Here is a 26,591-nt window from a genome sequence, read left to right as displayed (position 1 = left end):
CGCGTGAATCGCGCGGTAGGCGCAGTGACATAGCCCGCGCGCAGCCGGCCACAGAGCAACTTCAGTGAGAGGACATAGAGACATGGTAACGCCACAGCTGACCGTGCAGCTTTCAGATGGGCATCGAATTCCACAGCTCGGTTTAGGCGTCTGGCAAGCTAGCCAGTACGAAGCGCGTCATGCCGTCGAACTAGCCATCGAGGCGGGCTATCGCCACGTCGATACCGCATCAATCTATGGGAACGAGGAAGGTGTGGGTGAAGGCATCCGCAATGCGAGCGTTCCCCGAGAGCAGATTTTCCTGACTACAAAGATCTGGAACGATGCCCAGGGCCGGGAGAATGCGGCCAAAGCGATTGACGCCAGCCTGGCCCGCCTTGAGGTCGATTATGTTGACCTGCTCCTCATACATTGGCCCGCACCTTTTCAGGACAAGTACGTTGAAACCTGGAAGGCGTTAATCGCAGCTCAGCAAGCAGGAAAAGCTCGATCAATTGGGGTATCCAATTTCAATCCTGAACACCTTCATCGGCTGATTGGTGAGACAGGCGTATCGCCCGTTTTGAATCAGGTGGAGTTGCATCCCTTCCTGCAGCAGCAGTACTTGCGAAAGCATCACGCGTCGTTAGGAATAGCTACCCAATCGTGGAGCCCGCTGGGTCAGGGCAGCGCGCTGACGCACTCGGGAATAATCGACATGGCCCAAAAGCATGGCCGAACCCCAGCCCAGGTGATCATCCGGTGGCATATGGAGCTAGGGCTCATTGCGATCCCCAAATCCATCACGCCCTCGCGCATCCGTGAAAACCTGGATGTATTCAACTTTTCCCTCGATGCGGCTGACCTGGAGTCGATCGGGAAAATGAATACTGGAACGCGGCTTGGCCCGGATCCGGCCTCTTTCGGGTAACCCGATTCCTACGTCTTAGAGGTGGGATGACGCCGGCAAAGTCGCGTGCCGGCGTAACTTGCTCATCTCATTGAGCGCTCTCGGTCGACTCAGGAAAAACCGCTCACGGCGTGAGGAACATAAGGTGCTTCTAATCGGCCGACTTCATCTTCGCTCAGCACGATATCCAATGCAGCGATCGAATCGTCGAGCTGGCCCTTCTTGCTAGCTCCGACGATGGGTGCTGACACCCCCTGTTTGGCTAACACCCACGCCAACGCAATCTGTGCCATAGGCACGCTTCGCTCGCGAGCAATCTGCTCAACAACGTCAATGACTCGACCATCTTCTGCTTCGGTGCGTTGGTAAAACGACTGCCCTGCAACATCAGTCTTTGTTCGCTCCGTCTGCTGTCCATGCGGGCGCGTCAGCCTACCGCGCGCCATTGGGCTCCACGGAATGATGCCGACGCCCTGGTCAATGCACAGCGGAATCATCTCCCGTTCCTCCTCCCGGTAAACCAGGTTGAGGTGATTTTGCATCGAGACGAAGCGGCTCCATCCATTTAATGCCGCCACGTGCTGAGCTTTGGCGAATTGCCAGGCATACATGGACGAGGCACCGATATAGCGAGCCTTCCCAGATTTGACCACGTCATGCAGCGCCTCCATGGTCTCCTCGATCGGAGTGTGAGAGTCCCAGCGATGGATCTGGTATAGATCGACGTAGTCCGTGCCAAGCCGGGTCAGGCTTGCATCTATAGCAGTCATTATGGCTTTGCGAGACAAGCCTCTATCGTTAGGTTTTCGGGCATCGTCCAGCATGCTTTGCGAGTGAAAAACCTTGGTGGCGATGACGACCTCGTCGCGCCGGGTCATCTCCTTGAGCAACCTACCCACGATGACTTCAGAAGTGCCCGCAGAGTAGCTGTTGGCTGTATCAAAGAAATTAATTCCGTTTTCGACGGCATGCTTGATGATTGGCCGGCTGTCATCTTCATCCAGCGTCCACGGATGGGTGCCTGCCTCAGGGTCTCCAAAAGTCATGCATCCCAGGCACAGTCTAGAGATATCCAGGCCCGTGCTCCCGAGTTTGGTGAACTTCATACTCGCTTCCTCCTCATCTGCTTCGCACCAGTCGTTGACTCGCCTCTCACGTGAGAACGAGGTTTGGCCATTCGACATGGCTGAGCGCAGCTAGATCATTGAGCTGGTTTCAACCAGGCGTTGAGGTACAACGAAGGGTTGATGTTGCCCGGCCAAGGTCAGTTCAAGGTACCGGCGAATATTCGCCTTAACCCTGGAGGATCAAATGTCTAAACCGATCAAACGCGTAGCTGTTACCGGAGGTCATGGGAAGGTAGGTGCGGTACTAGTGCCCTACTTGCGTGAGCGCGGGTATGACGTCTTCGTAATCGACAAGGATGGCCCGCTTGATCCGGATGAGGCCATGATGACTGCGGATCTGGAGGATTTTGGCCAAACGCTGGATGCGTTGTCATCGGTAGGCAATGACGTCTATGCCCGGGCAGAGCCACAAGCATTCGATGCCGTCGTTCACCTGGCGAGCATGCCGCACCCACGCATGATTCCAGACAGCGATGAGTTCCGAGTGAACATGATCACGACCTACAACGTTTTCGAGTCCTGCCGGCGACTGGGGATCAAAAATATCGTTTGGTCTGCCAGTGAGGTGGCAACAGGGGTTCCCTACGACAAAACCGATGCTCCGTATGTACCGGTGGACGAGGACTACCCAATGCGAGGGTACAACGTCTACTCGTTGACGAAGGTGCTCGGTGAGGAAATGGCTAGGCAGTTCTGCCTCAATGATCCATCGCTACGAATCACTTGCCTGCGCCTGTCCAACGTCATGAACCAGGACGAGTACTCGAAGTTTGAGTCCTGGCAGGATGCCCCCACTGTTCGCCTTTGGAACTTCTGGACGTATGTCGACAACCGCGACGTCGCGCAGAGCATCGAGCTTGCCCTCAAATACGATGTGCGAGGCAAGGATGAGTTCTTCATCACGAACGATGAAACGGTCATGCGAACGCCGAGCAGCGAGTTGCTTGACCTTCACTATCCAGGTATCGAGCGGCGCAAGGAGATCACCGGCAACGAAGTCCTGCTATCCAACGAGAAGGCAAAGCGCGTACTCGGTTTCAAACCCGCTTATTCCTGGATGGACGCTCTCAAAGAGCAGTAATAGTGACCGCTCCCGGCCGATTGCTTACGGGAGCCAGATACGGTCTTCAAGCAGAAGCCGCTGAAAGGATCCAGGATGGCGCGGGTACAAAGGTGCCATCCTGGGGTCGGCTTATGAAGGATGATCCTGTTGCTTCGTGCGGCAGCTTTAAGGCGTCCGCCGAGTAACAGGTAGTTATCCGCGCGCTGATGCAGGATGATTCAAGCTCTAAAAGGCGCATCTCCAAGCCTATCCTTAACAACCACGTCAAACGGCCGTTACCCCTTCAAGCGCAGCGCATCCACTACTAGCTGAAACGCCGGGGTATTCTGATTTCGGCTTGGATAATACAAGTGATAGCCAGGAAGCTCGGGGCACCAGTCCTCCAACACCCTGACAAGCCGGCCAGCCTCCACGTGCCTGAGCACCTGCGATTCCAACATACGCCCTAACCCGAAGCCTGAAATAACGGCTTCTAGAATCATTTCGGGTCGATTGAAAGCGAGCTGCCCAGATACGCGGGCCCGGACTTGCTCGCCATCCTTGCAGAAATTCCAGACCTCCAGAGAGCCCTGGGTGGGGAACCGACGATTGATGCACTGATGCGTCGATAAGTCGTCGGGCGTCTTAGGGATTGGCCGCTTCGCAAAATAAGCAGGCGAGCCAACGATGATGACTCTCTCCGGCCTTCCGATCGGTACCGCGATCATGTCCTTGTCAACGTTGTGCCCCAATCGGATGCCGGCGTCGTAGCGCTCGGCAACGATGTCAACGAAGCCGTTATCTACGTTCACCTCTACAGCGATGTCCGGAAAATTGGGTAGCAGCCGATTAAGTGCAGGCCAGAGAATTGTTTCTGCTACATGATCGGCGCTGGTGATTCGCACAGTCCCGGCCGGCTTGTCGCGAAAATCAGTCAATCCAGCTAGTTGAGTACCGATGTCCGCCAGTGCAGGCCGCAGCGTTTGCAAAAGTCTTTCACCAGCTTCGGTCGGCGATACGCTACGAGTAGTCCTGGTGAGCAAGCGAATCCCGAGGCGAGCCTCAAGTCGTCGAATTTTATGGCTCAATGCGGATTGAGAGGTGCCGAGCCTAGCCGCAGCACGCGTGAAACTGCGCTCTTCAGCGACAGCGACAAAGGCGACCAGGCTGCCCAATTCATCATGAAGCACTAATGAAAACTCGTCATTATTAGTTACATATTTCAGTTTATAATGTTGATCTAAGCTTATAGTAGTCGCAGTCGCTTAGAAATCCCTCATCAATTAATGACGTAACGTCATATCTGCATCCCGATCTTCGCCCCTAATCAACCGCCTTCCCTCCCACCATAATGAAATTCAACACGCCGTCATCGATGGCCATGTCTATGGTGGAGGTAGATCACAATGATTCATCACTTCAAAAGAAAATTCGCACTGGTGGCGTCAGGCTGCCTCGGGGCGGTCGCTGTCTCGGCTCAAGAGGCAGTTCGAGATCCCGCAAGAGATGCGTTTGCGCTCATACCTGAAAAGCCATCAGCGTTCTTCGTTGATGCGACGGCGACACACGTCCCGTTAGCGCCGAGCCTGCATGCAACAGACTCAGTGTTCATCGATGTCGACAAGGATGGAGACCTGGACGTCGTAGTGTCTGTCGAACTCGGGGTGAATCGTCTGTATTTGAATGATGGAAGCGGTCGATTGACCTATAAACCCGATGCCTTCGGCACACGGATGCACGACAGCGAACATGTGCGCGCTGCTGATCTCAATGGTGACGGCAACATGGATGTCGTGTTTGTCGCTGAATCGGATGAGTACCATCAGTTGTTTCTGGGCGACGGGAAAGGCGGCTTCACTGATGCGACCGACCGCCTACCAGCAACCAGTCAGGGCAATGGGCTGGCAATCGGCGACGTTAATGGAGACGGGCTACCGGACATCGTCATAGGAAGCACTGGCGAGCTGGGCTACGGGCCAGACGCAGGGATAAAGCCTGCGCGCAATTTGCTGTTCATTAACGACGCCAAGCGGCCAGGCCATTTCATCAATGCGACCGAGACACACCTGCCCAAGACGGATGATCAGACTGAAAGTGTCGCGTTGGCCGATATGGATGGAGACGGCGATCTCGACATGGTTCTTGCTAGCCCAGCGCATCCAAATCGCCTGCTGCTCAACGATGGCAAAGGCCGATTTACAGATGCCTCGGATCGTCTCGAGCTGCTGGTGCCTATGGAAACTCGCGAGGTACATGTCTTAGACGTCAATCAAGACGGTCACAATGACATCGTGTTTTGCAACATCACCAGCAACAACTTCGGTTGGGATAAAGATCCACAAACAAGGCTCCTGGTAAATGACGGCAATGGCCGTTTTCGAGATGAGACGGAGGAACGCCTTCCATCTCATCGTTTCTCAAGCTGGGCGGGCACAGTCGTAGACTTCAATGGTGATGGTGCTCCAGACCTGCTCGTCGGAGCTATTCAGGTTCCTGGGTTCGTTCCCTTGCAGCTGCGGGCGTGGCAAAACGACGGCAAGGGCCATTTCAAAGATGTAACCCTCGAGGCTGTCCCGGGAATAACGGTTGGGCGCAGCTGGAGCATGGGGCAAGGCGATCTCGACGGTGACGGTAAGACCGATGTTTTGGTCGGAGGTTGGGGAACCCAGGCACGACTGCTTCTAACTGATAAAGATGGGTATCTGTCGTCGCTTCCTGCTGTGCCTCATTTAGAGCCGGCGCAGTAATCGGAAAACTGAAAATCGAGGTAGTTGCGGGCAGAGAGCTCTGTCCGCCTACCTTCCACCACAAGTTAAAAACTCAATGCGTAAGTGACGGCGGCGTATCCAAAGGTATTGATCGGATAGGTTGAATATTTAGCTGCCCATTTTCCACATTGCGCGAGCCACACAAACAATGGCGCGCAGAACAATGTTGAGAATCAGACAAGGCGGCATTGAGGAACCATCATAGTACCTATAGCACTACGCAGCGTCTTAAAAGCTGTATTTCACGTTGATCGAATGGGTATGACGTGACCGGAGATTAAAGTGATCTCCACGAACAAAACCATAAGGTCTGCGACCTCGCCTGCTGTGCGATACATCACTCACTTATATGCATGTGGAGAATACAACATGACGACTCAACGCCCCCTAGCGCTTGTGACCGGCTCATCGTCCGGAATTGGCCTGGAGCTCGCCAAGCAATTCGCACTTAACAATTACGATGTGATTATCTCAGGGTCAAGTGAAAAAATTCATAAAGCAACTGAAGAAGTTAAAGCCTTGGGTGTTAACTGCTTTAGTCATCGCGCAGACGCATCGACGTACGAAGGCGTTGAAGGTTTGTGGCAGTTTTTCTTAACGCTGAATCGGCCTCTTGACGCTGCCGCGCTCAATGTAGGAATCGCGATTGGCGGAGCATTCGTAGAAAATAGCCTGGAAGATGAATTCAAACAGATCGCAATCAATATCACTGGGACGGTGCACCTTGCCAAGCGTGTTGTTCAACACATGGTTGCCAATAAACACGGAAAAATATTGGTTACATCGTCTGTATCAGCTACACAGCCTACTCCTTACGAGACGGTGTACGGCCCGTCAAAGGCATTCGGATTTTCCTTCGCCGAATCATTGCGTGAAGAACTTCGGGACACAGGCGTGACGGTCACGGCGTTGCTACCAGGAGCAACGGATAGCGACTTCCACAAAAATGCTGGCATGTCCAACAGCCCTATTGGCAGAGCGAAGAAAAACGATAAAACGGAAGTCGCCAGACAAGGTTTCGAGGCGCTAATGAACGACATCGACCATGTGGTTGGCGGCGACGACCATACAAAGCAACGAGTTATTGAAAACAGAACGACTCCGGAAACCGTGAAAGCCGCACGGCACGCACAGAACGTGAGAATTGATAGCTAAAACCCAACCGCGATGACGTATGTGATTTCAAGATCCTAAAAAAAGAAGCGCCTGGTTCTGCGGCAAGCGATCTAACAGAGATACTTGCCGCAGAACTAAATTCTAGGTCAAACCGTTAAAGCTGGATCGATGACGGGCGTCAATGCACCATGGCATCAATTGGATCTTGGGCACCAAACCTGAAAAGCCACTGAACCTGTAAAAACACGTCCCTCAGAACTCAACGCTCAAACGATTACTGAGTCGGCTTACCAGCATCTAACAGTGAACTTTACTCAACGCCGCTGTGAGACGGTTTTCCTCCGGCCGGCTCATCGGGGTTAGGTTACAAAAGTTGTCGAATTTTGCGGATCTTGCAGCATCCACAGGCGCAAAGCCCCTGAAATAGGGTGTCAGCACTGATGAGCGCTATTCATGGCGACGTGCAACTCTACTAAACGATCATATCCAGACCCACTGGGTATTATGAAATCTTGCTCAGAGATGATCACTTTGCGCGGATCAAATGACCCTATCTACACCGACAGGCTGATGAAGAGATAACCATGTATACGACAATTGCATTTCTATACGTTGCCGTACGGTTTGTTTATCCACTGCCGATATCACTCGGCAAGCGTGTTCTCCTTGGCATCTTCATTCTATTTGCTGCCAAATATCACTTTATTACAGAGCTTGTGTTTGGAAACATGTGGTCACCCGAGCTGCCTTATGCCGCAGTTGTTGCGCTTGGCTGGTTATTCTGCTCGTTTGCTTTACTTTTCATCTTTACAATCATCAGTGATTTTATCCTCCTCTTAGGATTTTTTGCGACCAGCCGGGCTATACATAGGAAACTGGGTACAGGAGTTCGTCTTAGTGCCGCTTGTGCAGCGTCTTTAGCAGCCGCTTTAGGGGTATACCAGGCGGTGCAGCTTCCTGAGGTTCACAGAGTCGAGCTGGAGATAAGTGGACTTCCACCCGATCTCGATGGCTTTCGCTTTGTCCAGTTAACTGACCTTCATATAAGCCGAATTTTTCAGGCTCCATGGGTACGCGGTGTCGTAGAACGCACGAATGAGCTATCGCCAGATCTGATCGTAATCACTGGCGATTTGATTGATGGTTCTGTTGCTGCTCGCGAGCTGGACGTCGCTCCTCTGGGTGATCTTCATTCGCCAAATGGGGTCATTGGAATTCCAGGCAACCATGAGTACTACTTCGACTATACACAGTGGGCACCTAAGTTTGAGTCGCTTGGAATAAAGATGCTGACCAACGAGCACATGGTGCTTCGCCCCAACACATCTGACTTGCTGATAGCTGGCGTGACTGACGCAGCGGCCACTAATTACGATTTTAACGGCCCAGATCTGGAGCGAGCGTTAGATGGCGCCCCTACCGATGCTCCGACCATTCTGTTAAGCCATCGACCCGAAGGTTCTATAGCCAATGCTGCAGCCGGTGTAGATGTTCAACTCTCAGGCCATACACATGGCGGAATGATTCGATTTCTGAGGTTCCTGGCCGGGCCTGCCAACGAAGGTTTCGTATCCCGTGACTATGAGGTTAATGGGATGAAGCTTTACGTTAGTAATGGCACTGGGCTGTGGATAGGCTTCCCGATACGCTTAGGCGTTCCGTCCGAAATCACCGAGTTCACCCTGCGCCCTAAACAATAATCCTTAATCATAAAAACTATGACCTTACTGCCTGCTCTGTTTCAGGCCAGCGTCTAAGAGTAAGAAACCACAATCGATTAGGTCTTTTGTTCTGTCAGTTTTCATCAGGTCAAGTGTTTCTCGCGAGAAGCATTTGCGTGTAACTGCGGGCATCGAGCCGTTGTATTGGCATAACGAACCCTTCTACCAATGCTTAGCGCTTCACAACTACAGTCAGAGGTACGGAATGTACGAGCTTAGGTTTAGTACTGTTGCAGCTAGCGCAGTGTTCTGGCTGCTTATAGCCCTAGCTGGATGCGATGACCAAACCGTATCGAAGCCTCCCGCGCCATTCGAGGTTGGTGTCATCACGGTGGCCGCTAGCCCAGTGCCGGTGTACAGCGATCTGTCAGGGCGAACAAACGCTTACCTGGTTTCCCAGGTCAGGGCCCGTGTGGACGGAATCGTCTTACGCAGGGAGTTCACTGAAGGGGCCAACGTCCAAGCAGGTCAACTGCTCTACAAGATTGATCCAGCCCCTTATATCGCGGCGTTGAACAGTTCGAAAGCCGCATTAGCTCGGGCCGAGGCCAATCTGGTCGCCCAGAAAGCGCAGCTTGATCGGTATGAATTGCTGGTCGCCGGCCGGGCTATCAGTCAGCAGGACTATGACAATGCCCTCGCCAATCAGGGCAAGGCTGCCGCTGATGTCTCTGCCGCCAAAGCGGATGTGGAACGAGCACAGATCGATTTGAGCTACACCAACGTTGTCTCGCCGATTAGCGGCCGCATCGGCCTGTCAGAGGTCACGCCAGGCGCCTACGTACAGGCAAACGGCGCAACCCTGATGACCACCGTGCAGCAGCTTGATTCCATGTATGTCGATCTAACTCAATCCAGTGCTGCGGGCCTGAAGCTTCGAATCGATATTCAGGAAGGCAGGATTCAGTCCCAAGGCGAGGACGCTGCCGAGGTCGAGCTGACGCTTGAGAACGGCAAAGTTTACGGCCAGCAAGGGAAGCTGCAGTTCTCTGACGTCAGCGTCGACCAAGGGACAGGATCGGTAACGGTAAGGGCGGTGTTCCCCAACAAGGACAACGTTCTGCTGCCAGGTATGTTCGTCCGGGCTCGCTTACACGAAGGCACCAACAACACCGCGATGCTCGTGCCCCAAGTAGGGGTCACACACAACCAGGCCGGTCAGCCGGTTGCATTGCTCGTCGGCGCTGACAACAAGGTCTCTCAAACGGTGCTCACCACTTCCGGGACGCGAGGAGCTGACTGGATCGTTACTGGCGGGCTGAGCCCTGGTGATCGAGTAATCGTTCAGGGAACAGACAAAGTCCGCCCTGGCGCAGTGGTCGAGGCCGTTCCCGCCGAGCTTGCGCAATCTACGGCAGCTGACTCTACACCTGATGAAAGCGGCCCACGCCTCGGCTCCGCCTCCTAGGTCTTCTCAGAATTGAATAAAGAGCCCCTACCGCATGGCTAATTTCTTCATCGATCGACCGATATTCGCGTGGGTGTTGGCCATCATCTTGATGCTGACGGGCATAGGCGCAATTTTCACAATGCCTGTGTCCCAGTACCCCGTCATCGCCCCTCCCACCGTCCAGATTCAAGCGAATTATCCCGGCGCCTCTGCGAGCACTGTCGAGAACACCGTGACTCAGGTAATCGAACAGCAGATGCGTGGCCTCGACCACCTGCTTTACCTGTCCTCTACAAGCGACGATTTCGGTACCGCCGAAATCACGCTGACCTTCGCCCCAGGAACCAATCCCGACATTGCGCAGGTGCAGGTGCAGAACAAGCTCCAACTGGCCACCCCGCAGTTGCCGGCGAGTGTCCAGCAGAGCGGCCTTTCGGTCACCAAGTCCAGTAACAACATGCTTCTCGCTATTGGCTTTGTGTCCGAAGACGGCAGCATGAGTCGCGACGCGCTTGCGAATTACCTGGCAGCCAATGTCCAAGATCCACTAAGCCGCCTGGATGGCGTAGGCACTGTTCGCCTCTTTGGTTCGCAGTTTGCGATGCGTGTGTGGCTCGATGCCTCCAAGCTCAATAACTACAAGCTGAACGCGACCGATGTGACGGATGCGATCACCGCGCAGAACGTCCAAATCGCTGGCGGCTCGCTGGGCGGAACGCCCTCTTTAGAGGGGCAGATGCTCCAGGCAACCATTACCGAAGCAACCCTGCTCCGTATACCCACAGAGTTCGGCAACATCCTGCTGAAGGTCAATCCGGATGGATCTCAAGTCAGAATCCGAGATGTAGGGTCGGTTGAGCTTGGTGGTGAAAACTATAATTATCGAACCGAATACAACGGGCAGCCTGCAGCCGCAATTGGGATCCAGCTCGCGACCGGAGCCAATGCACTGAACGTGGCAGAAGCAGTCAGAGAGCGGATCACTGAGCTCGAACCGTTCTTCCACCCCGGAATGATTGCCCAGTACCCCTATGACACTACGCCTTTCGTAACCGAGTCGATCCTTGGGGTGCTCAGCACCCTCATCGAAGGCATTGTCCTGGTGTTTTTGGTGATGTACCTGTTTCTCCAGAACTTCCGGGCGACGCTCATTCCCACAATCACGGTTCCGGTCGTACTGCTCGGCACGTTCGCTGCGATGGCAGTTGCAGGATTCTCGATCAATACGCTTTCCATGTTCGGACTCGTGCTTGCGATCGGACTTCTGGTCGATGACGCGATTGTCGTCGTGGAGAACGTCGAGCGGATCATGGCCGAAGAAGGCCTGGGGCCGCGCGAAGCAACCCGCAAAGCGATGGGACAGATTACCGGAGCCCTTGTGGGCATCGGTGTGGTGCTTGCAGCTGTATTCATCCCGGTGGCGTTTTCGGGCGGCTCGGTCGGGGTCATCTACAGGCAGTTTTCTCTAACCATTGTTGTTGCCATGGCGCTTTCCGTTTTCGCGGCGCTGATCCTTACTCCCGCGCTGTGCGCGACCATCCTGAAGCCTCTTTCGCATGATCACCAAGCCAAGACAGGATTCTTCGGCTGGTTCAACCGGACATTCGAACGGAGCCAGATCAAGTATGACGGGGGCGTGAAAAGCATCATCCGACACCCTTTGCGGACGATGATGCTTTACGCCCTACTCCTTGCCGCTGTTGTCTTTATGTTCATGCGCTTGCCAACCTCCTTTCTTCCTGATGAGGATCAGGGAACGATGTTCGTCATCGTAAAAACGCCTGTGGGTGCAACACAGGAGCGCACGGCGGAGGTTCTCAAGGATATAAGCAACTACTTGCGTAATGACGAAAAAGACATCGTTCAATCTACATGGGAGGTCAATGGTTTCAGCTTCGCAGGACGGGCACAAAACTCCGGACTAATTTTTCTGCAGATGAAGGATTTCGATGAAAGGACTGATGACGAGCAGAAAATTCCTGCACTCATACAGCGGGTCAATGAGCGGTTCGCTCCGTACAAGGATGCCGTCATATCTGCAGGTAGCGCGCCTTCGATTCCAGAGCTCGGCAACGTGTCTGGTTTCGAGGGCGGATTCAACCGGTCGACGCAACGTACTGATTAAAGCACTCGGCAGGAGTCGCAAAGTCGAGTGTTTTACGTGGTCGCTCATTTAATAGTCTTGCTACCTCATCGAGCTTGTCTTGAGAGTACTCAGATAGATTCATGCCTTTGGGAAAGTACTGCCTCAACAGCCCATTCGTATTTTCGTTTGAGCCACGTTGCCATGGGGACTTGGGGTCGCAGAAGTAGACTTGGATGTTCGTTGCCAAGGTAAATCGCTTGTGCGCAGCCATCTCTTTGCCCCGATCCCAGGTCAGAGATCGATAAAGCTCTTGAGGTAGCTTTTGAGCATTTTCTATAAGCGCATCGATTACCGTAGCCGTATCTTTGCCGGCTACTTTCACCAACATCAGATAGCGGCTGTGACGCTCGACAAGCGTGGCGATCTGGCTGTTCTTACTGCCACACAGTAGGTCACCTTCCCAATGACCAGGTACAGCACGGTCAGCTACTTCAGCGGGCCTCTTACTGATAGAGACCGTATCAAGAATTTGCCCGTGGTTATCTGTTTTTTGGGTGTGATGGCGTGAGCGACGCATGGCTCGAGTGCGCCGTAAATGCTCAAGCAGCTCTTTTTTCAAGGCGCCACGTGCCTGTATGAAAAGGCTGCGATAGATCGTCTCGTGGGACACGTGATAGCTCGGCTCATTTGGGTAAGTACGCTGTAGCCAACCAGCTATTTGTTCTGGTGACCACTGCATCTGCAACCGCTGAGCCACAAGTTGCGCTAACTGCGGAGCTTGGACAAGTTTGCAGACCTTAGGGCGGCAGGCTCGATCCCATGCAGCTTGATCTGCATAGCTGGCTCGATAGTGATGCAACCCGCCGTTGCGGCTTATCTCCCGACTAACTGTCGAGGGCGCTCTGCCAAGTTGTAGAGCAATCAGGCGAATCGAATGCCCTGCAACGAGAGATCTCGATATTTCCTCACGCTCTGCCATCGTAAGCGCGAGCCTTGAGCGTTTACGTATCGGCGGTCGTATCCCTCCTGTCTGCGCCAAAATGCGCTGTATCGAGGAGTGGTTGCGATCAAAGAGCTGGGCGATCTGCTGGAGAGAGTCTCCTCTTCTCCAGTGCGCCCACATCAGCGCTTTCTGGCTTTCGGTGTAATAGATTCGAGGTCTTTGCTTCATCTGCAACACTCCTACCTGCTTACACAGGAATTATGGTGTTGCGTTGACCAATTGAATCCGCCACCTGGAGCTGATAGATAATGGGGGCCTGGGGCATGACGCGTTAATCCAAGCGCAGAATCAGTTGATCGACGAAGCGAACGCGCACCCTGTCCTGCAGAATGTCAGCCCAAACGGACTCAGCGATACGCCCAAATTCAAGGTCAACATTGATCGGGAGAAAGCCAGTGCGCTGGGGCTCACAGCGTCCGTCATCGATCAGGCCTTCTCGGTCGCCTGGGGCTCGTCCTATGTCAATAATTTCCTGGACTTGGACAACCGCATCAAACGTGTCTACGTACAAGCGGATGCCAAATGGCGCATGACGCCAGAGAACCTCAATGACTGGTACCTGCGTAATAACGAAGGCGAGATGGTTCCATTCAGCGCCTTCGGCAGTGGCGAGTGGATCTATGGTTCACCGAAGCTGGAACGGTACAACGGTGTCTCAGCAGTCCAGATCAACGGTAGCCCTGCTGAGGGGTACTCTACTGGCGATGCGATGGACGCAATTGAATCGATCGTAGGGAATTTGCCGCCAGGCATCGGTTACGAGTGGACTGGACTGTCTTATCAGGAGCGACAATCCGGCTCTCAAGCCCCCTTCCTTTACGCGGTATCCATCCTCTTTGTCTTCCTGTGCCTGGCAGCACTCTACGAGAGCTGGTCGATCCCAATTGCGGTGATGATGGTTGTGCCCCTTGGGATTCTCGGCGCTCTTGGGGCCGCGCTATTGCGTGGGCTGGAAAACGACGTGTTCTTCCAGGTTTCTCTCCTGACCACGGTGGGGCTTGCAGCCAAGAACGCGATCCTGATCGTCGAGTTTGCGAGAGAGCTGGTCGCTAAAGGAATGGACGTTGTGGATGCCTCCATCGAGGCCGCTCGACTTCGTCTACGCCCAATTCTAATGACTTCGCTCGCATTCATACTGGGTGTACTGCCGCTGGTATTCAGCAGCGGAGCGGGCTCCGCAAGCCGCAATGCAATCGGTACCGGCGTCATCGGCGGCATGCTGGCGGCAACTTTCCTAGCGATCTTCATGACGCCGCTATTTTTCGTGATCATCAGTAAATTGGCGCAGCGCTATTCTCGCAAAGTGAATCACCCCGAGACCGTGATACCGCGACTCGAAGGGGGGAACTGACATGAGAGCTCCACCCGTGCGGGTCGTAGCGGAGAAAGGAAGGTATTTGGGGAGCGATCCGACAGGTGTGTGTAACTTGGTGGACGGAGGGATGACCAAATTGATCCGAAGCTGGGAGCTTGCGACGAGCGTGCTCCCGTGATGGCTACGGCAGTTGCCCTGCCGTCAGTCACATCACACTGATGCTCGCCGACATCTGCCTCGACCCTTGTATGAGGCATGTTGCCTGCGCGCCGGGAAGATCTGCAACGAGTTAAAAGGGCAGCAGCAAGCTAACGGCGGCCTTATCTAAAGGCCGCCGGCCACGGTTACCAGTCCTGCTTGGTCGGATGAATGACGATATCGTTGACGGTGAGATTAGCTGGCTGATCAAGTGCATAAGCGACAGCGTCCGCAATTTGCTCGGGTGCAATTGCGATTTCATTTAGCGTCTTGGCAGCCTTGCGGCCTGTTTCATTGTTCACCTTGTCGGCCCAGCCGGTATCAATCACACCGGGACTGATCATGGAGACCTGAATTCCGTTATGCACGCCCACCTCTTTTCTCAAGCTTTCAGTGATGCCACGAATGAAAAACTTCGTCGCGCTGTAGACCCCGCTTGAGCCGCCAACATGTAAGCCCGCTACTGAGGACATGTTCAGGATCTTGCCATGCCCCTGATCGAGCATTTTAGGGAGCACAGCTGCGATCGTATTCAAGTAACCCTGGATGTTGGTGCTTATCATTTTTTCCCAGTCATCGACTGCAACATCTTTCCAATCTGAGAACAGCATCAGCCCCGCGTTATTGACCAGTGCGTCGACCTTGCCATATGTAGCCTCGGCAAACTGCACCAAGCTCTGCAGGCTTTCACGTTTTGACACGTCAGTGATGTGATAAGACGCCTCTCCGCCCGCTTCCTTGATCTGACTGACGATCGCCTGAAGTCTCTCTTCGTTTCGAGCTGCCAGCACGACAACCCCGCCAAGGCTGGCGATCTTGATCGCTGTCGCCGCTCCGATACCGGATGACGCGCCTGTGATTACCGTGACAGCACCTTTCAATTTGGACATATCCACTCCTGGTTGGGAAAAGCTTGCCCAGATTCGGACTTCCCAAAATCGTGCTTGACCTTGCATCCAGCGACACGGAGCAATGAATAAAGCTCATGAATCAAAAGCTGGATACACACTTTCCGATGACGGAGCGTCCCCGCCCCCAATCGAGTGCGGCGTGGGGCTTTTTTATTAAATTAGGAGAAAATACATGACTTCCAGCCGTCCTCTTGCATTGGTCACCGGAGGCTCTTCGGGAATCGGTTTTGAACTAGCTAAACAGTTCGCCCAGAACGGGTTCGACCTAGTCATTTCTGGCTCCAGCGACAAAGTGAAAAAATCTGCCGAGGCCATCCAGTCGATGGGAGTAGAGTGCTATCCGTACCAAGCGGACGCGTCCACATATGAAGGCGTTGAAGGGCTCTGGAACCACGTACTATCCCTGGGGCGCCCTCTGGAAGCAGCGGCTCTTAACGTCGGGATTGGTCAAGGCGGAGCGTTCATCGACAACAGGCTTGAGGATGACTTCAAGCTCATCGCCATCAATATCACCGGTACGGTACATATGGCCAAGCGGGTCGCAATCCATATGGTCGCTAACAAATGCGGTCGTATCCTGATTACCTCTTCGATATCTGCGACGCAACCGACTCCCTATGAGACGGTATACGGGCCCTCAAAGGCGTTCGGGTTCTCCTTTGCGGAGTCGCTGCGCGAAGAACTCCGAGGAACGGGCGTAACGGTTACAGCGCTCCTCCCTGGGGCTACAGACAGCGAATTTCACAATAATGCCGGCATGGCCAATAGCAAAATTGGTCAGTCGAAGAAGAACGACAAGACTGAAGTTGCAAGACAAGGGGTTGAAGCCTTGATGAATGATGTCGACCACGTGGTCGGCGGTGACGACGAGACCAAGCAACAGGCCATCGACAATCGCACCACACCTGAAACAGTCAAAGCGCAGCGTCACGCACAAAACGCTCGCCTGCAGTAAGAAAAGCAAGAAGCAGTACGACGGCGGCGCCAATAGCCGCCGTCATGCCCACACCGCAATCCCACACTGACAACACCCTTCGCAAAACCATCGAGATTGGTGAAACTGCTTTCATATCCAGCTCTACAAAATTTCACACGCTGATTGGCAGCGCTACGAAAGACTGAGCCCATTTCATCGCCTGATCATACACCTAAGCGCGTCCGGCAATCTTATGGTGAGGGTCTTACTGAACGAGGTTCGTAGGTAGCAAGGCTCCATAACCAACAGGGTCACGCCTTAACCACCTGAGTAAGCGGTCTATCACCATGAGATCACACTTCCTTAGGGTTTGTCTGAAAAGTACCTGCGCTCGGTGATGCTTCGTTAAAAATCGGCTGGATTGCCAGCCCAGTCGGAATGCTCATTCACAGCTCGTAAACTCGAATGCGAGCCCAGCCCGTTCCTCACCGATTTTGCCTCGCCTGACCTTCGCTCGGAGACTTTTCAGACAGACCCTAGTGCTGGGACGGGGCTCACTTCAACAAAGGTAGCTTCATCAAGACTTCCAGACCATCACCGGTATTGCGGAAACTCAGCTCCCCCCGGAAGCGAACGACTATCGCGTCAACTATGGCCAGCCCAAGTCCGCTCCCACTTTGATTTCCGTTATGCCAAAAACGTTTGGCCACCTCGGCCAGATTTTCCTCAGGTATGCCCGGCCCCCTGTCTCGTACACAGAAGGATGCCATGCCCTCTTCGATGGAGACGAGAAGATCGACCTTCGTGCCTGCAGCCGTATGACGCAATGCGTTATCGAGGAGATTACGCAGTGCGGCTGTGGCAAGGACAGAGGGAACTGCGATTGGATAGACGTCCAGGTTCTTCTGGAGCTGGATCCTGATGCCACTGTCCTGCTCCGAATCATCCAACGCCTGCCTGGCCACATCAGTCGGGAGTGCTTGCGTGCCATCATCGAATGAAAGGCTACCCTCTACCCGCGCCAACAGTAAAAGCTGTTCAAGAATGCGCTGTAGACGATCGGCACCTTGCTGCGCTCGCACCAATGCCGTTTGAGACGCCTCGCCTTCGGTGAGTTGGGCAACCTGTATATGGGTCTTGACCGCCGTTAACGGGCTGCGTAATTCATGAGCAGCATCTCCGGTAAATCGTCGCTCTCGCTCGATGGCATGAGAAATACGCGACAGCAATTCGTTTTGAGACATCGCGAGTGGACGCAACTCCCTGGGGAGCTCTGATACATCGAGCGGATCCAGGCACTGTGCATTGCGTGAAAAGAGCGCATTGGTTATTCGTGTCAAAGGCCTTAGCCCTTGCCCCACCCCAATCCATAGCACCAGAAGACCACCAATCAACGCGACGACAACCGGAACCGCAGCCGCCTTCAAAATGGAGTATTTGAGCTGCGAGCGCTGTTCGATGCGGTCTGCGGTGCTGACCCGCACCCCATTGACCTCAAGGGTAAACGTCCTCCACCTAGTACCGTCGGCAACCTGAGTGTGATGTCCAACGCCAAGGTCACCCATTTTCTCGTCGGGAGAATTACGACTCTTGACTAAGATCTCTCCCTTCAACGAGGAGACCTGGCATGCCATGCCCGCCATCGAAGCAACGTCCTTCATGCTAAAGCTCTTCGAGGGTTCAGGCTCCTGTCCTACTGGCGAAAAGGCGGGCAGACTGAGCAAGCTGACCACAAGCCGCGCAGATGCCTCAAGCCGCTCATCAAGCGACCGGTCAATGTTTACCTGTAAGTCACGCAACATCCAAGTAGCAGCCAGAGCCCACAGCAGGACAAAACTGACTCCCAAGCGCAGTACCAAGCCCGATCTGATGCTCATGACGCCTCGCTTTGTGTCGGGCCCAATCGGTAACCGACCCCCCTAATGGTGTGAATAATGTCATTGCCAAGCTTGCGCCGCAGGTTATGAATGTGCACGTTCAATGCGTTACTTTCCACGTCCTCGGAAAAGCCATACACCGCGTCTTTCAAGCTGTCTGTTGTGAGGGTTCCTTTGCTATTGAGTAGAGCACAAAGTATGGCCTGCTCTTTTTTAGAAAGATTCACCCGCACTCCGTCGAGAAAGAACTCTCGGGTCGTGGGGTTGGCAGTAAGGTTTCCATGATGGATGACGTTGCTGCTTCGCCCGAGGAACCGGCGATTCAAGGTATGCAGCCTGGCCGCCAGCTCGCGGAGATCGAATGGCTTGAGCATGTAATCATCTGCCCCCGCCTGGAGCCCCGCGACCCTGTCATTGATGGAGTCGCGCGCCGTCAGGATCAACACCGGAATATGGATGGAGCGCTGTCGCAGGCGCCGGAGCAGCGTAAGGCCATCCTTGTCGGGAAGCCCCAGATCCAGAATAAGCACATCGAACTCCGCGGTTAGCAGCAGCGCTTCTGTTGCAGACGCAGTCGTTACGTGGCTGGCGCTAAAGCCTTGGGCAGAAAGGCCAGCCACGACACCTTGAGCGATGAGCGTATCGTCCTCTGTAAGCAATATACGCATGAGAACCTCGCTGTAGAAAAATGTGAATATCCTAACGCTCTACAGGTTAAGCCAAAATTAAGATTTTTACCGGCCATTTACTTTATTTCGCCAGACTAGACGAATCTCTTAATTCACTCTTAATCCTATCCGCTCATCATGACACCACTCCTTCAACTCAAGTACCCCGAGGATGTCATGAAAAATCTACTGATTGCCGCAACGATGCTTTTGTTGTCAGCCTGTGCCACAGCCATCCCTCAGCCTGAAGAAAAAAGTGCATTGGTTATATTTTCCTCTGACCCGACGAGCGTTCTAGTTGCTAGCAAAGTAAATGGACGCGCGGTTGATCACGGCCACTACTTCAAAGTCTCGCCCGGGCACAATACGCTGGAGGTTCTTGTCGTGGCCGATATGGGGCAGGAGTCGACGATGCATAAATTCGCCAGCATCGACTTCTCCGAGTTCACCTCGGCCGCCACCTACAGGATCAACTTGGCTGAAAGAGGTGCAAACAAAGCTCTGCAATTATTTGACGACGAGGGTAACTTACTCGGCGAGCGCATCATTTAGGCGTCGACCCAGGCCAGGCAATGTCTGGCCTATTAAACAAACATTAACCCCCGCGAGAGAAACAATGGAAAACTCACTAATGAGTCATAAAGATGCCTATGTCTCGCTGTTTGCCAGGCTGCTGCTGAGTTTGATCTTTCTCTACAGCGGCATTGGCAAGTTGATCGCGCCTGAAGCGACCATCGCTTACATCAGCAATACAGGGCTGCCATTCGCTCAACTAGGCTATGCGGCCGCCCTGTTCGTCGAACTGGTGCTGGCAGTCGCCCTACTGGTCGGTTATCGCACGGCATGGGTAGCCATCGGCATGAGCATTTTCACCCTGGCTGCGGCGCTGGCGTTTCACTTTGACTTCTCCGACAGGGGCCAGGTAATCGCCTTTCTGAAAAACCTGGCAATTTGTGGCGGGCTACTGCAGGTAGCAGTCTCAGGCGCAGGCGGCTTCAGTATCGACTCACTCCGGAGCCAACCTAGACTTCCACAATAGAAGTAGCCCCCTCAACCGTAGTTGGTATCAGAGTCTCCCTTGGGGAGCGTACACTCTACGCTCCTCCTTTTTATTACCATGAGCTGACAGAACTTCCTTCTGCGCACTCCGAGGACGATAGCTCACAACATTGAGCGATATTACCAGTACGCTTACGTTTAAAACATGAATTGAGATATGGAGTCGTTGGAAATCATAAACGGACAAGTGATGCAGTGAAGCTCACCTCTTCCCTGCGTTAAGTGTCTTCCGTTTAAACGCAAGCTGGAACTTTGAATAAGAAATCCGCCTACATCGCCAGTTCCGCTGCCCCTAGTACGGCGGCAAGTTTTATTCAAACTCATCTCTGGCCTGCGACTGGTTGTTAGCTTTTCCATTTGAAGAAAGATCCTAGAAAGATAGACAACGGCCAGATAAACCAATGAATACATGGCCACGATTGGTGCACGTCGAGCCGGGCGGTATCGGAGCAGACTGTAAGCGCCTAAGTTCCGCCGTAATCTCTCTGTAGTTTCATCCGAAGAGCCAAATCTGGTTCGGGCTATTACCTGGGAGCATCGCCTGCGCGTCCTAATTTTGCGTCGCCCCACCGTCTACAGCTTTAATTAAGGAGTTCGCTACGATGTCAATGAAACTAAGTCCTCTGACCCTGTACTCGAGCTGCACGGTGGTCATGGTTTTGTTGGTCGCCGGTGGTTACTGGTTTTGGCCGGCGAGCAACACCGATGAATCCACGTCAGCATCCACGGCCGTTCCTGTGCAGACCGCTCAGGTCGAACAACGGGACGTACCGGTACTGGTACGCAGCGTCGGGCAAGTTCGTTCTCTACGCAGCATCGAAATACGGCCCCAAGTGGATGGCGAATTGGTCGAAGTACTCGCCGCCGAAGGAGATCGCGTCAAGAACGGAGACCTTCTTGCTCGAATCGACGATCGGGCCATCAAGGCGCAACTGGAGCAGGCCCGGGCGCAGTTGAATGTGGTGGGCGCACAGTTGGCCGCAGCACGCACCGAGCTGCGACGTTATCGTTCGCTAATCCAGCGCCAGGCGGTTTCGAGCCAGACGCTCGACCAGCAGCAAGCCCTGGTGGCAGAGCTGGAGGCCTCGCTGAAGAGTCACCAAGCTACGGTGGCCGCCAATGAGGTGCAACTGGGCTTCACCCTTATAAAGTCACCCATCGACGGTCGCGTCGGCATCCACGACCTTCACGCAGGGAGCTACGTAAGAGCCAGTGATGGCCAGGCCCTGTTCTCGGTCGTGCAGCTCGACCCTATCAGCGTGGAGGCCGCCCTGCCACAGCAATGGTTACCGCAGCTCAGAGCACTGCTGGCAGAAGCGCAATCGGCCACACCGGTCGAAGCCTACGAACGCCATGACGGCGCCCGCCTGGGCGAAGGGCGGCTGGCCATGATCGACAACCGGGTTTCCAGCGAGACCGGCACCATCAGAGTACGTGCCGCATTCGCTAATCCGGACGGCCAGCTTTGGCCTGACCAATCAGTGGTCATTGATATCCAGACCGAGATGCTGAGTGACGCCCTGACCATTCCCCGCAAAGCGGTACGCCAAGGTCTGGATGGCAGTTATCTCTGGCTTGTGGAGGACGGTAAAGCGCAACCGCGCGACATAAAGATACTCCACGCCGACGCGGACACCGTGGTAGCCGAAGGTATAAGCCCTGGAGAGCACGTGGTGGTGGACGGCTATTCGCGCCTGCAGCGCGGCGTCGTTGTTCGCGAACAGCCCGCCGCCGACAGCGTAGACACTCAGGCCTCAAGGAGTGCCCGCTAATGAAGAACGGCAATCTCTATACCTGGTGCATGGATCATCCCCGCGGCACGCTGCTGCTTATTTTCGCGCTGGTGCTACTGGGGGTGATCGCCTACCCACGTTTGTCCATGGCGCCACTTCCTGAGGCAGACTTTCCCGCGCTGATGATCACCGCCAACCTGCCGGGCGCCGACCCTCAAACCATGGCCTCTTCGGTCGCCACGCCGCTCGAAGCGCAACTCAGCACTGTGCCCGGCATCACCGAGATGACGTCGACAAGCGCACTTGGACGCGTCACCCTCAACCTGCAGTTCACCTTGGATAAAGACATCGACGCCGCCGCCCAGGAGGTTCAGGCAGCCATCAACGCAGTGGCTTCCAGGCTACCTGCCGACATGCCCAGCCTGCCGACATGGCGCAAGGTCAACCCGGCGGACAACCCCATTATCATCATCGGAGTTTCCTCCCCGGACCGCTCCCTTGAAGAGGTCAGCGATCTGACCGAGACCGTCATCGCCCGGCAGCTCAACCAAATCGATGGCGTCGGCGACAGCTTCATCGTCGGCCTGCGTCGACCGGCGATCCGGATCCAGGCCCAGCCGGAGACCTTGACCGCAGCGAATGTCACCCTGGCCGAGATTCGCGAGGCGATCCAGCGCTCCAGTGTCAACCTGCCCAAAGGCGCGCTGTATGGCGGCGACCGGATCTCGACGCTGGATGTCAACGATCAGCTGTTCGAGCCGGAGGAGTATGGCGATGTGGTGGTGACTTACCGCAACGGCGCGCCGGTTCGGGTTAGGGATGTGGCGACAGTGATTGCCGGTTCGGAGAACGACTACACCCTCAACTGGCCCAACGGCACCCTGGGAGTGTCGCTGGTGATACGCCGCCAACCCGGCGCCAACATCGTCGCCACCGCCGACCGTATCCACGCTGCGCTCCCAGCATTGCAGGAGGTACTGCCGGCGGACGTCAAGGTCGAGGTGATCAACGACCGTACGCGCACCATTCGCGCGTCTCTGCAGGAGGTCGAGCTGACCCTACTCATCGCCGTCGTGCTGGTGATTGGCGTCATGGCGATTTTCCTGCGCCAGTGGGCCGCGACGCTTATTGTCACCACCGTTCTGGGGGTATCACTGACCTTCACCTTCGCGGTGATTTACCTGGCTGGGTTCAGCTTGAACAATCTCACGCTCGTGGCAATCGTGGTGGCAGTCGGCTTCATGGTGGATGATGCCATCGTGGTGGTGGAGAACATCCACCGTCATCTCGAGGCGGGTGAAAGCCGGCGGGCTGCAGCGCTCAAGGGCGTGAGCGAAATTGGCTTCACCGTGGTGGCGATCAGCGTATCGCTGGTGGCAGCGTTTATCCCGCTGCTGTTCATGGACGGCATCATCGGTCGCCTTTTCCGCGAATTCGCACTCACCGCCACCGCGGCGGTTCTGATCTCGGTGGCCGTATGCCTGGCCCTCGCCCCGACCTTGGCATCTCTATTCATGAGTGCGCCCAAGCACCATAGCGACGATGGTCGCGGTTTCTTTCCTCGGCTTATTGCAGGCTATGCCCATGTACTCGACTGGGTGTTGCGGCACCGCGGTACCACCCTGCTCCTGTTCATGGCCACGGTAGTCATCAGTGTGGGCAGTTTCATGATGGTCCCGAAGGGCTTTTTCCCTCTTCAGGACACCGCCTTCATTCAGGGAGTAACTCGCGCATCCTCGGATATTTCTTACGAGGAAATGGTCGAGAAACATCGCCAGATCGAGGCGATCCTCGCTCGTGACCCGAACATAATCTTTCCAAACCACTCAGTCGGCGGAAACACCTCCGATTCCATGGGCAATGGTCGCCTTTGGCTGGTACTCAACGACCCAGGCGAACGCAGCGAAACCGTTAGCCAGATCATCGACCGGCTCCGTGACGAGCTGCAGGAGGTGACCGGCATTCAGGTGTTCCTGCGCGCGGCACAGGACATCAACCTGAGTACAGGGCAGCCGCGCGCCCAGTATCAGTACGTGATGCGCGCCCAAAACAGTGAGGATCTGGGGATCTGGGCCACTCGCCTGACCGATGGTCTGCGCGGCAACGATCTGTTTCGCGACGTATCCCATGATCTGCAACTGGATGCCAACGTCACCCCCATCACCCTGGACCGCGATGAAGGCGCCCGCTACGGCTTCAGTGCCCTTGACCTGGACAACGCGCTGTATGACGCATTTGGCCAGAGGCAGATCGTCGAGTTCCAGACGCCGACTAACCAATACCAGGTGATCCTCGAACTGGATACTGCACAACGTGGTAACGCCGACAGCCTGGACCTTTTCCATCTACGCTCGCCGCTGAACGGCCAGTTGGTGCCCCTTGGCGCCTTCGCCCAAGCCGGGCCGCCTCGTAGTGGGCCCTTGGTGATCAATCACAACGGCATGCTGCCCGCCGCCAACGTCTCGTTCAATCTGGCGCCTGGCGTTTCCCTTGGCCAGGCGGTGGCCGCTGTGGAGGCCCTCTCCTTGGAACTTGGCGTACCCTCCTCGGTGAATGGCAGCTTCCAAGGTTCAGCACAGGCCTTCCAGGACTCGTTAGCCAGCCAGCCGTGGTTGATTCTCGCCGCGCTGGTGGCGGTCTACATCATATTGGGCGTGCTGTACGAAAATCTGGTGCACCCCCTTACTATCCTCTCCACCCTCCCCGCCGCGGGAATCGGAGCGATCTTGCTGCTGTGGCTGTGGCAGCTGGATTTCACCATCATGGCGCTGATCGGGCTCATCCTGCTCATAGGAATCGTCAAGAAGAACGGCATCCTGATCGTCGACTTCGCGCTCGCCGCGCAGCGCGAGCAGGGACTGACTCCCGAGGAAGCCGTACGCCAGGCCTGCCTCGCGCGGTTCCGACCGATCATCATGACCACCCTGGCCGCGATGCTCGGTGCCGTGCCCCTGATGCTCGCTTTCGGCACTGGCGCCGAATTGCGGCAACCCCTGGGCGTCACCATCGTCGGCGGCTTGCTGCTGAGCCAGGTGCTTACTCTGTTAACCACCCCAGTGATCTACCTCACCCTCGAAAAACTGGCCGAGCGCTGCAAAAAGCGCAGCGGAGCACCCCGGGAGGCATCAGTATGAAGCGCCTGTACACCTTGTTGCTGCCCTGCGCTCTTTTGCTGGCAGGCTGCAGCCGCCTCGTCGATCACGGCGCGGCCCCGGAAACCGTCGCGGCAGATCCGCACATTGCCCTCCAACCCCTACACAGCTGGGAGGAATTTGCAGACCCGGTATTGCAGCAATTGGTCGAGACCGCCCTGAGGGACAACCTTGACCTGGCACTGGCCGCCGAGCGCATCCGCGAGGCGCGTGCGTTGCGGCGTGCGAGCAGTGCCGAGCGCCTGCCGAATCTCATGCTGTCCGGTACCTATACGGACGCGTCGGCTGGCGAGCAGGAGGGTAATCAATACTTTTATGGCGTAGCCCTTGCCTGGGAGTTGGACCTCTTCGGCCGCCTGGGCGCCTTGCGTGACCAGGCCAGCGCTCTGCTTGGAGCCAGCCAGGAAGATCATCGGGCACTGCAGATCAGTCTGGCGGCAGAGGTCGCGGCCACATACCTGGAATATCGCCTGGCACGACGACTGGAGAGCATCGCCATTCAGGCGAGCGCGGGTCAGTCACAAACCGCCGAAGTGAACCGGGTTCGGCTCGAACTGGGAACCCTTACCCTCCTGGATCTGCGCCGTACCGAATCACTGCTCGCAGTAACACGCGCCCAGGAGCCTGCCGCCCGGCAAAGGGCAGATGCCGCACGCTATCGCCTGGCCTATTTGCTCGGCTCGGAGCCGGCCACCTTGAGCGCCCTGCTCGAAGGGCAGCCCCATGTGTTCAGCCCACCCCAAGCGCCCCACTTGGCCGCGCTGGCAGACCTGCCATCCGAGGTGCTGCGTAATCGGCCGGACGTACGCGCGGCCGAACGGCGTCTGGACGCCGCCGAAGCCGAGCTCACCGCCAGCCGGGCGGCGCGCTACCCGCAGCTTTCTCTAGGGGCTCTGGCCGGCTTCGAACAGGGGTTGGTCTCACCCGTGTGGAGTGTCACAGGCGGATTGCTTCAGCCACTGCTCGACGCCGGTCGCACCGGCTCCAGGATCGAGGCCAGCGATGCGCGTCTGGCCCAGGCGCGCCTGGGACATCGGAACACCCTGCTGCGAGCACTAAGTGAAACCCGCACCGCTGCAAAGACCTATAGTCATGCCAGCGAACGGGGAGATCGCTTGGGCGAGGCATTACGCGCGGCCGAACAATCGGTAGAACTGGCCAAGCATCAGTTCGACGCTGGCACCGCCTCTTCTCTGGAAGTACTGGATGCAGAGCGTAGCCTGTTCGAGATTCAGGGCATCCAGGCGCAGGTCGAGGTGGATATCGTCCTGAGCTGGGTGGAACTGAACCGCGCCCTTGGCCGTGTACCAGCCGCAATCGCCGCGCAGACGCCACAAGGGCCAACCAACGAACTCGATTGAGCGCGTAGCTAACCAGCGCTCCGGGCTCGCCCTTGAGCGCAGCGCATTGCGACGGCCCCATCGCAGAGTCGACTGTACTGATCATGGCATTGAAACCAAGCGGCCTGGCGTGGCATGCCCGAAGACTATACGTCCACGAAGAAGGGCCCGGCAGTGACGGTGAGCGAGCCGCGCTGCCTCTCGCCAGGCCAAGAGGCTATCCGCAAGGCGTAGGGCCACGGGAGTGGACTGGCCGTCTGCGCCCTCCCTTTACGACACC

The 26,591-nt window shown here is 55.6% G+C and carries 18 protein-coding genes and 2 pseudogenes; 14 read left to right on the top strand and 6 right to left on the bottom strand.

The window, feature by feature from the left end; all coding sequences use genetic code 11:
• The first annotated feature begins 82 nt into the window (after nucleotides 1–82).
• Nucleotides 83–910 (top strand): aldo/keto reductase, encoded by an 828-nt coding sequence (locus K8U54_RS20140; protein WP_249907464.1) that lies wholly within the window; start codon nucleotides 83–85, stop codon nucleotides 908–910.
• Between the two features lie 89 nt (nucleotides 911–999).
• On the opposite strand, the gene K8U54_RS20135 is transcribed toward K8U54_RS20140, so the two are convergent.
• Entirely contained in the window at nucleotides 1,000–1,995 is a 996-nt protein-coding gene (locus K8U54_RS20135) for an aldo/keto reductase (RefSeq protein ID WP_249907463.1), read from the bottom strand.
• 205 nt (nucleotides 1,996–2,200) lie between these two features.
• Between K8U54_RS20135 and K8U54_RS20130 the strand changes: the two genes are divergently transcribed.
• Nucleotides 2,201–3,097, top strand: a complete 897-nt coding sequence (locus K8U54_RS20130) for an NAD-dependent epimerase/dehydratase family protein (protein WP_249907462.1) — start codon at nucleotides 2,201–2,203, stop codon at nucleotides 3,095–3,097.
• Nucleotides 3,098–3,354: 257 nt separating this feature from the next.
• Here the strand turns inward: K8U54_RS20130 and K8U54_RS20125 are convergent, their stop codons facing one another.
• Nucleotides 3,355–4,248, bottom strand: a complete 894-nt coding sequence (locus K8U54_RS20125) for a LysR family transcriptional regulator (protein ID WP_075929994.1) — start codon at nucleotides 4,246–4,248, stop codon at nucleotides 3,355–3,357.
• A gap of 216 nt (nucleotides 4,249–4,464) precedes the next feature.
• Between K8U54_RS20125 and K8U54_RS20120 the strand changes: the two genes are divergently transcribed.
• From K8U54_RS20120 to K8U54_RS20100, 5 genes and pseudogenes are all read left to right on the top strand, one after another.
• Nucleotides 4,465–5,805, top strand: a complete 1,341-nt coding sequence (locus K8U54_RS20120; protein WP_249907461.1) for an FG-GAP repeat domain-containing protein — start codon at nucleotides 4,465–4,467, stop codon at nucleotides 5,803–5,805.
• A gap of 390 nt (nucleotides 5,806–6,195) precedes the next feature.
• On the top strand, nucleotides 6,196–6,981 hold the full coding sequence (locus tag K8U54_RS20115) for an SDR family NAD(P)-dependent oxidoreductase (protein ID WP_249907460.1): 786 nt from the start codon (nucleotides 6,196–6,198) through the stop codon (nucleotides 6,979–6,981).
• 545 nt (nucleotides 6,982–7,526) lie between these two features.
• Complete coding sequence (locus K8U54_RS20110) at nucleotides 7,527–8,642, top strand: metallophosphoesterase (RefSeq protein WP_249907459.1); 1,116 nt, start codon at nucleotides 7,527–7,529, stop codon at nucleotides 8,640–8,642.
• Nucleotides 8,643–8,868: 226 nt separating this feature from the next.
• A complete protein-coding gene (locus tag K8U54_RS20105; RefSeq protein WP_249907458.1) occupies nucleotides 8,869–10,071 on the top strand; it encodes an efflux RND transporter periplasmic adaptor subunit in 1,203 nt (400 codons plus the stop codon).
• 34 nt (nucleotides 10,072–10,105) lie between these two features.
• Nucleotides 10,106–12,139 (top strand): annotated as a pseudogene (locus K8U54_RS20100) (efflux RND transporter permease subunit); the annotation flags it as partial.
• A 10-nt stretch (nucleotides 12,140–12,149) separates the two neighbouring features.
• Here K8U54_RS20100 and K8U54_RS20095 read toward each other — a convergent pair.
• Entirely contained in the window at nucleotides 12,150–13,310 is a 1,161-nt protein-coding gene (locus tag K8U54_RS20095; protein ID WP_249906380.1) for an IS30 family transposase, read from the bottom strand.
• Between the two features lie 70 nt (nucleotides 13,311–13,380).
• Between K8U54_RS20095 and K8U54_RS20090 the strand changes: the two are divergent.
• A pseudogene (locus tag K8U54_RS20090) lies at nucleotides 13,381–14,493 on the top strand (efflux RND transporter permease subunit); the annotation flags it as partial.
• A 308-nt stretch (nucleotides 14,494–14,801) separates the two neighbouring features.
• Here K8U54_RS20090 and K8U54_RS20085 read toward each other — a convergent pair.
• Nucleotides 14,802–15,545 carry an SDR family oxidoreductase gene (locus K8U54_RS20085; protein ID WP_249907457.1) on the bottom strand — a complete coding sequence of 248 codons (744 nt, stop codon included), beginning with the start codon at nucleotides 15,543–15,545 and terminating at the stop codon, nucleotides 14,802–14,804.
• 193 nt (nucleotides 15,546–15,738) lie between these two features.
• Here K8U54_RS20085 and K8U54_RS20080 point away from each other — a divergent pair, with 193 nt between their 5' ends.
• On the top strand, nucleotides 15,739–16,521 hold the full coding sequence (locus K8U54_RS20080; protein ID WP_249907456.1) for an SDR family NAD(P)-dependent oxidoreductase: 783 nt from the start codon (nucleotides 15,739–15,741) through the stop codon (nucleotides 16,519–16,521).
• A 515-nt stretch (nucleotides 16,522–17,036) separates the two neighbouring features.
• Here K8U54_RS20080 and K8U54_RS20075 read toward each other — a convergent pair.
• Nucleotides 17,037–18,359: an ATP-binding protein gene (locus K8U54_RS20075; protein WP_249907455.1), complete on the bottom strand. Its 1,323-nt coding sequence runs from the start codon at nucleotides 18,357–18,359 to the stop codon at nucleotides 17,037–17,039.
• Complete coding sequence (locus K8U54_RS20070) at nucleotides 18,356–19,027, bottom strand: response regulator (protein ID WP_249907454.1); 672 nt, start codon at nucleotides 19,025–19,027, stop codon at nucleotides 18,356–18,358. The genes K8U54_RS20075 and K8U54_RS20070 overlap by 4 nt, the downstream gene beginning before the upstream one ends.
• 177 nt (nucleotides 19,028–19,204) lie before the next feature.
• Here K8U54_RS20070 and K8U54_RS20065 point away from each other — a divergent pair, with 177 nt between their 5' ends.
• The 5 genes from K8U54_RS20065 to K8U54_RS20045 all read left to right on the top strand — a co-directional run bounded on the left by K8U54_RS20065 (nucleotide 19,205) and on the right by K8U54_RS20045 (nucleotide 26,332).
• A complete protein-coding gene (locus K8U54_RS20065; protein WP_249907453.1) occupies nucleotides 19,205–19,579 on the top strand; it encodes a hypothetical protein in 375 nt (124 codons plus the stop codon).
• 79 nt (nucleotides 19,580–19,658) lie between these two features.
• Complete coding sequence (locus tag K8U54_RS20060) at nucleotides 19,659–20,066, top strand: DoxX family protein (protein WP_249907452.1); 408 nt, start codon at nucleotides 19,659–19,661, stop codon at nucleotides 20,064–20,066.
• Between the two features lie 622 nt (nucleotides 20,067–20,688).
• On the top strand, nucleotides 20,689–21,858 hold the full coding sequence (locus K8U54_RS20055; protein WP_249907451.1) for an efflux RND transporter periplasmic adaptor subunit: 1,170 nt from the start codon (nucleotides 20,689–20,691) through the stop codon (nucleotides 21,856–21,858).
• Nucleotides 21,858–24,953, top strand: coding sequence for an efflux RND transporter permease subunit (locus K8U54_RS20050; RefSeq protein ID WP_249907450.1), 3,096 nt, complete (start codon nucleotides 21,858–21,860; stop codon nucleotides 24,951–24,953). Before K8U54_RS20055 ends, K8U54_RS20050 begins: the two co-directional genes overlap by 1 nt.
• On the top strand, nucleotides 24,950–26,332 hold the full coding sequence (locus K8U54_RS20045) for a TolC family protein (protein WP_249907449.1): 1,383 nt from the start codon (nucleotides 24,950–24,952) through the stop codon (nucleotides 26,330–26,332). Before K8U54_RS20050 ends, K8U54_RS20045 begins: the two co-directional genes overlap by 4 nt.
• The last annotated feature ends 259 nt before the right edge of the window (nucleotides 26,333–26,591 follow it).

The organism is Pseudomonas fulva (assembly GCF_023517795.1).
Classification (GTDB): domain Bacteria; phylum Pseudomonadota; class Gammaproteobacteria; order Pseudomonadales; family Pseudomonadaceae; genus Aquipseudomonas; species Aquipseudomonas fulva_D.
The sequence above is the reverse complement of the archived record's forward strand: the minus strand, read 5'-3'. Positions and strand labels throughout refer to the sequence as shown.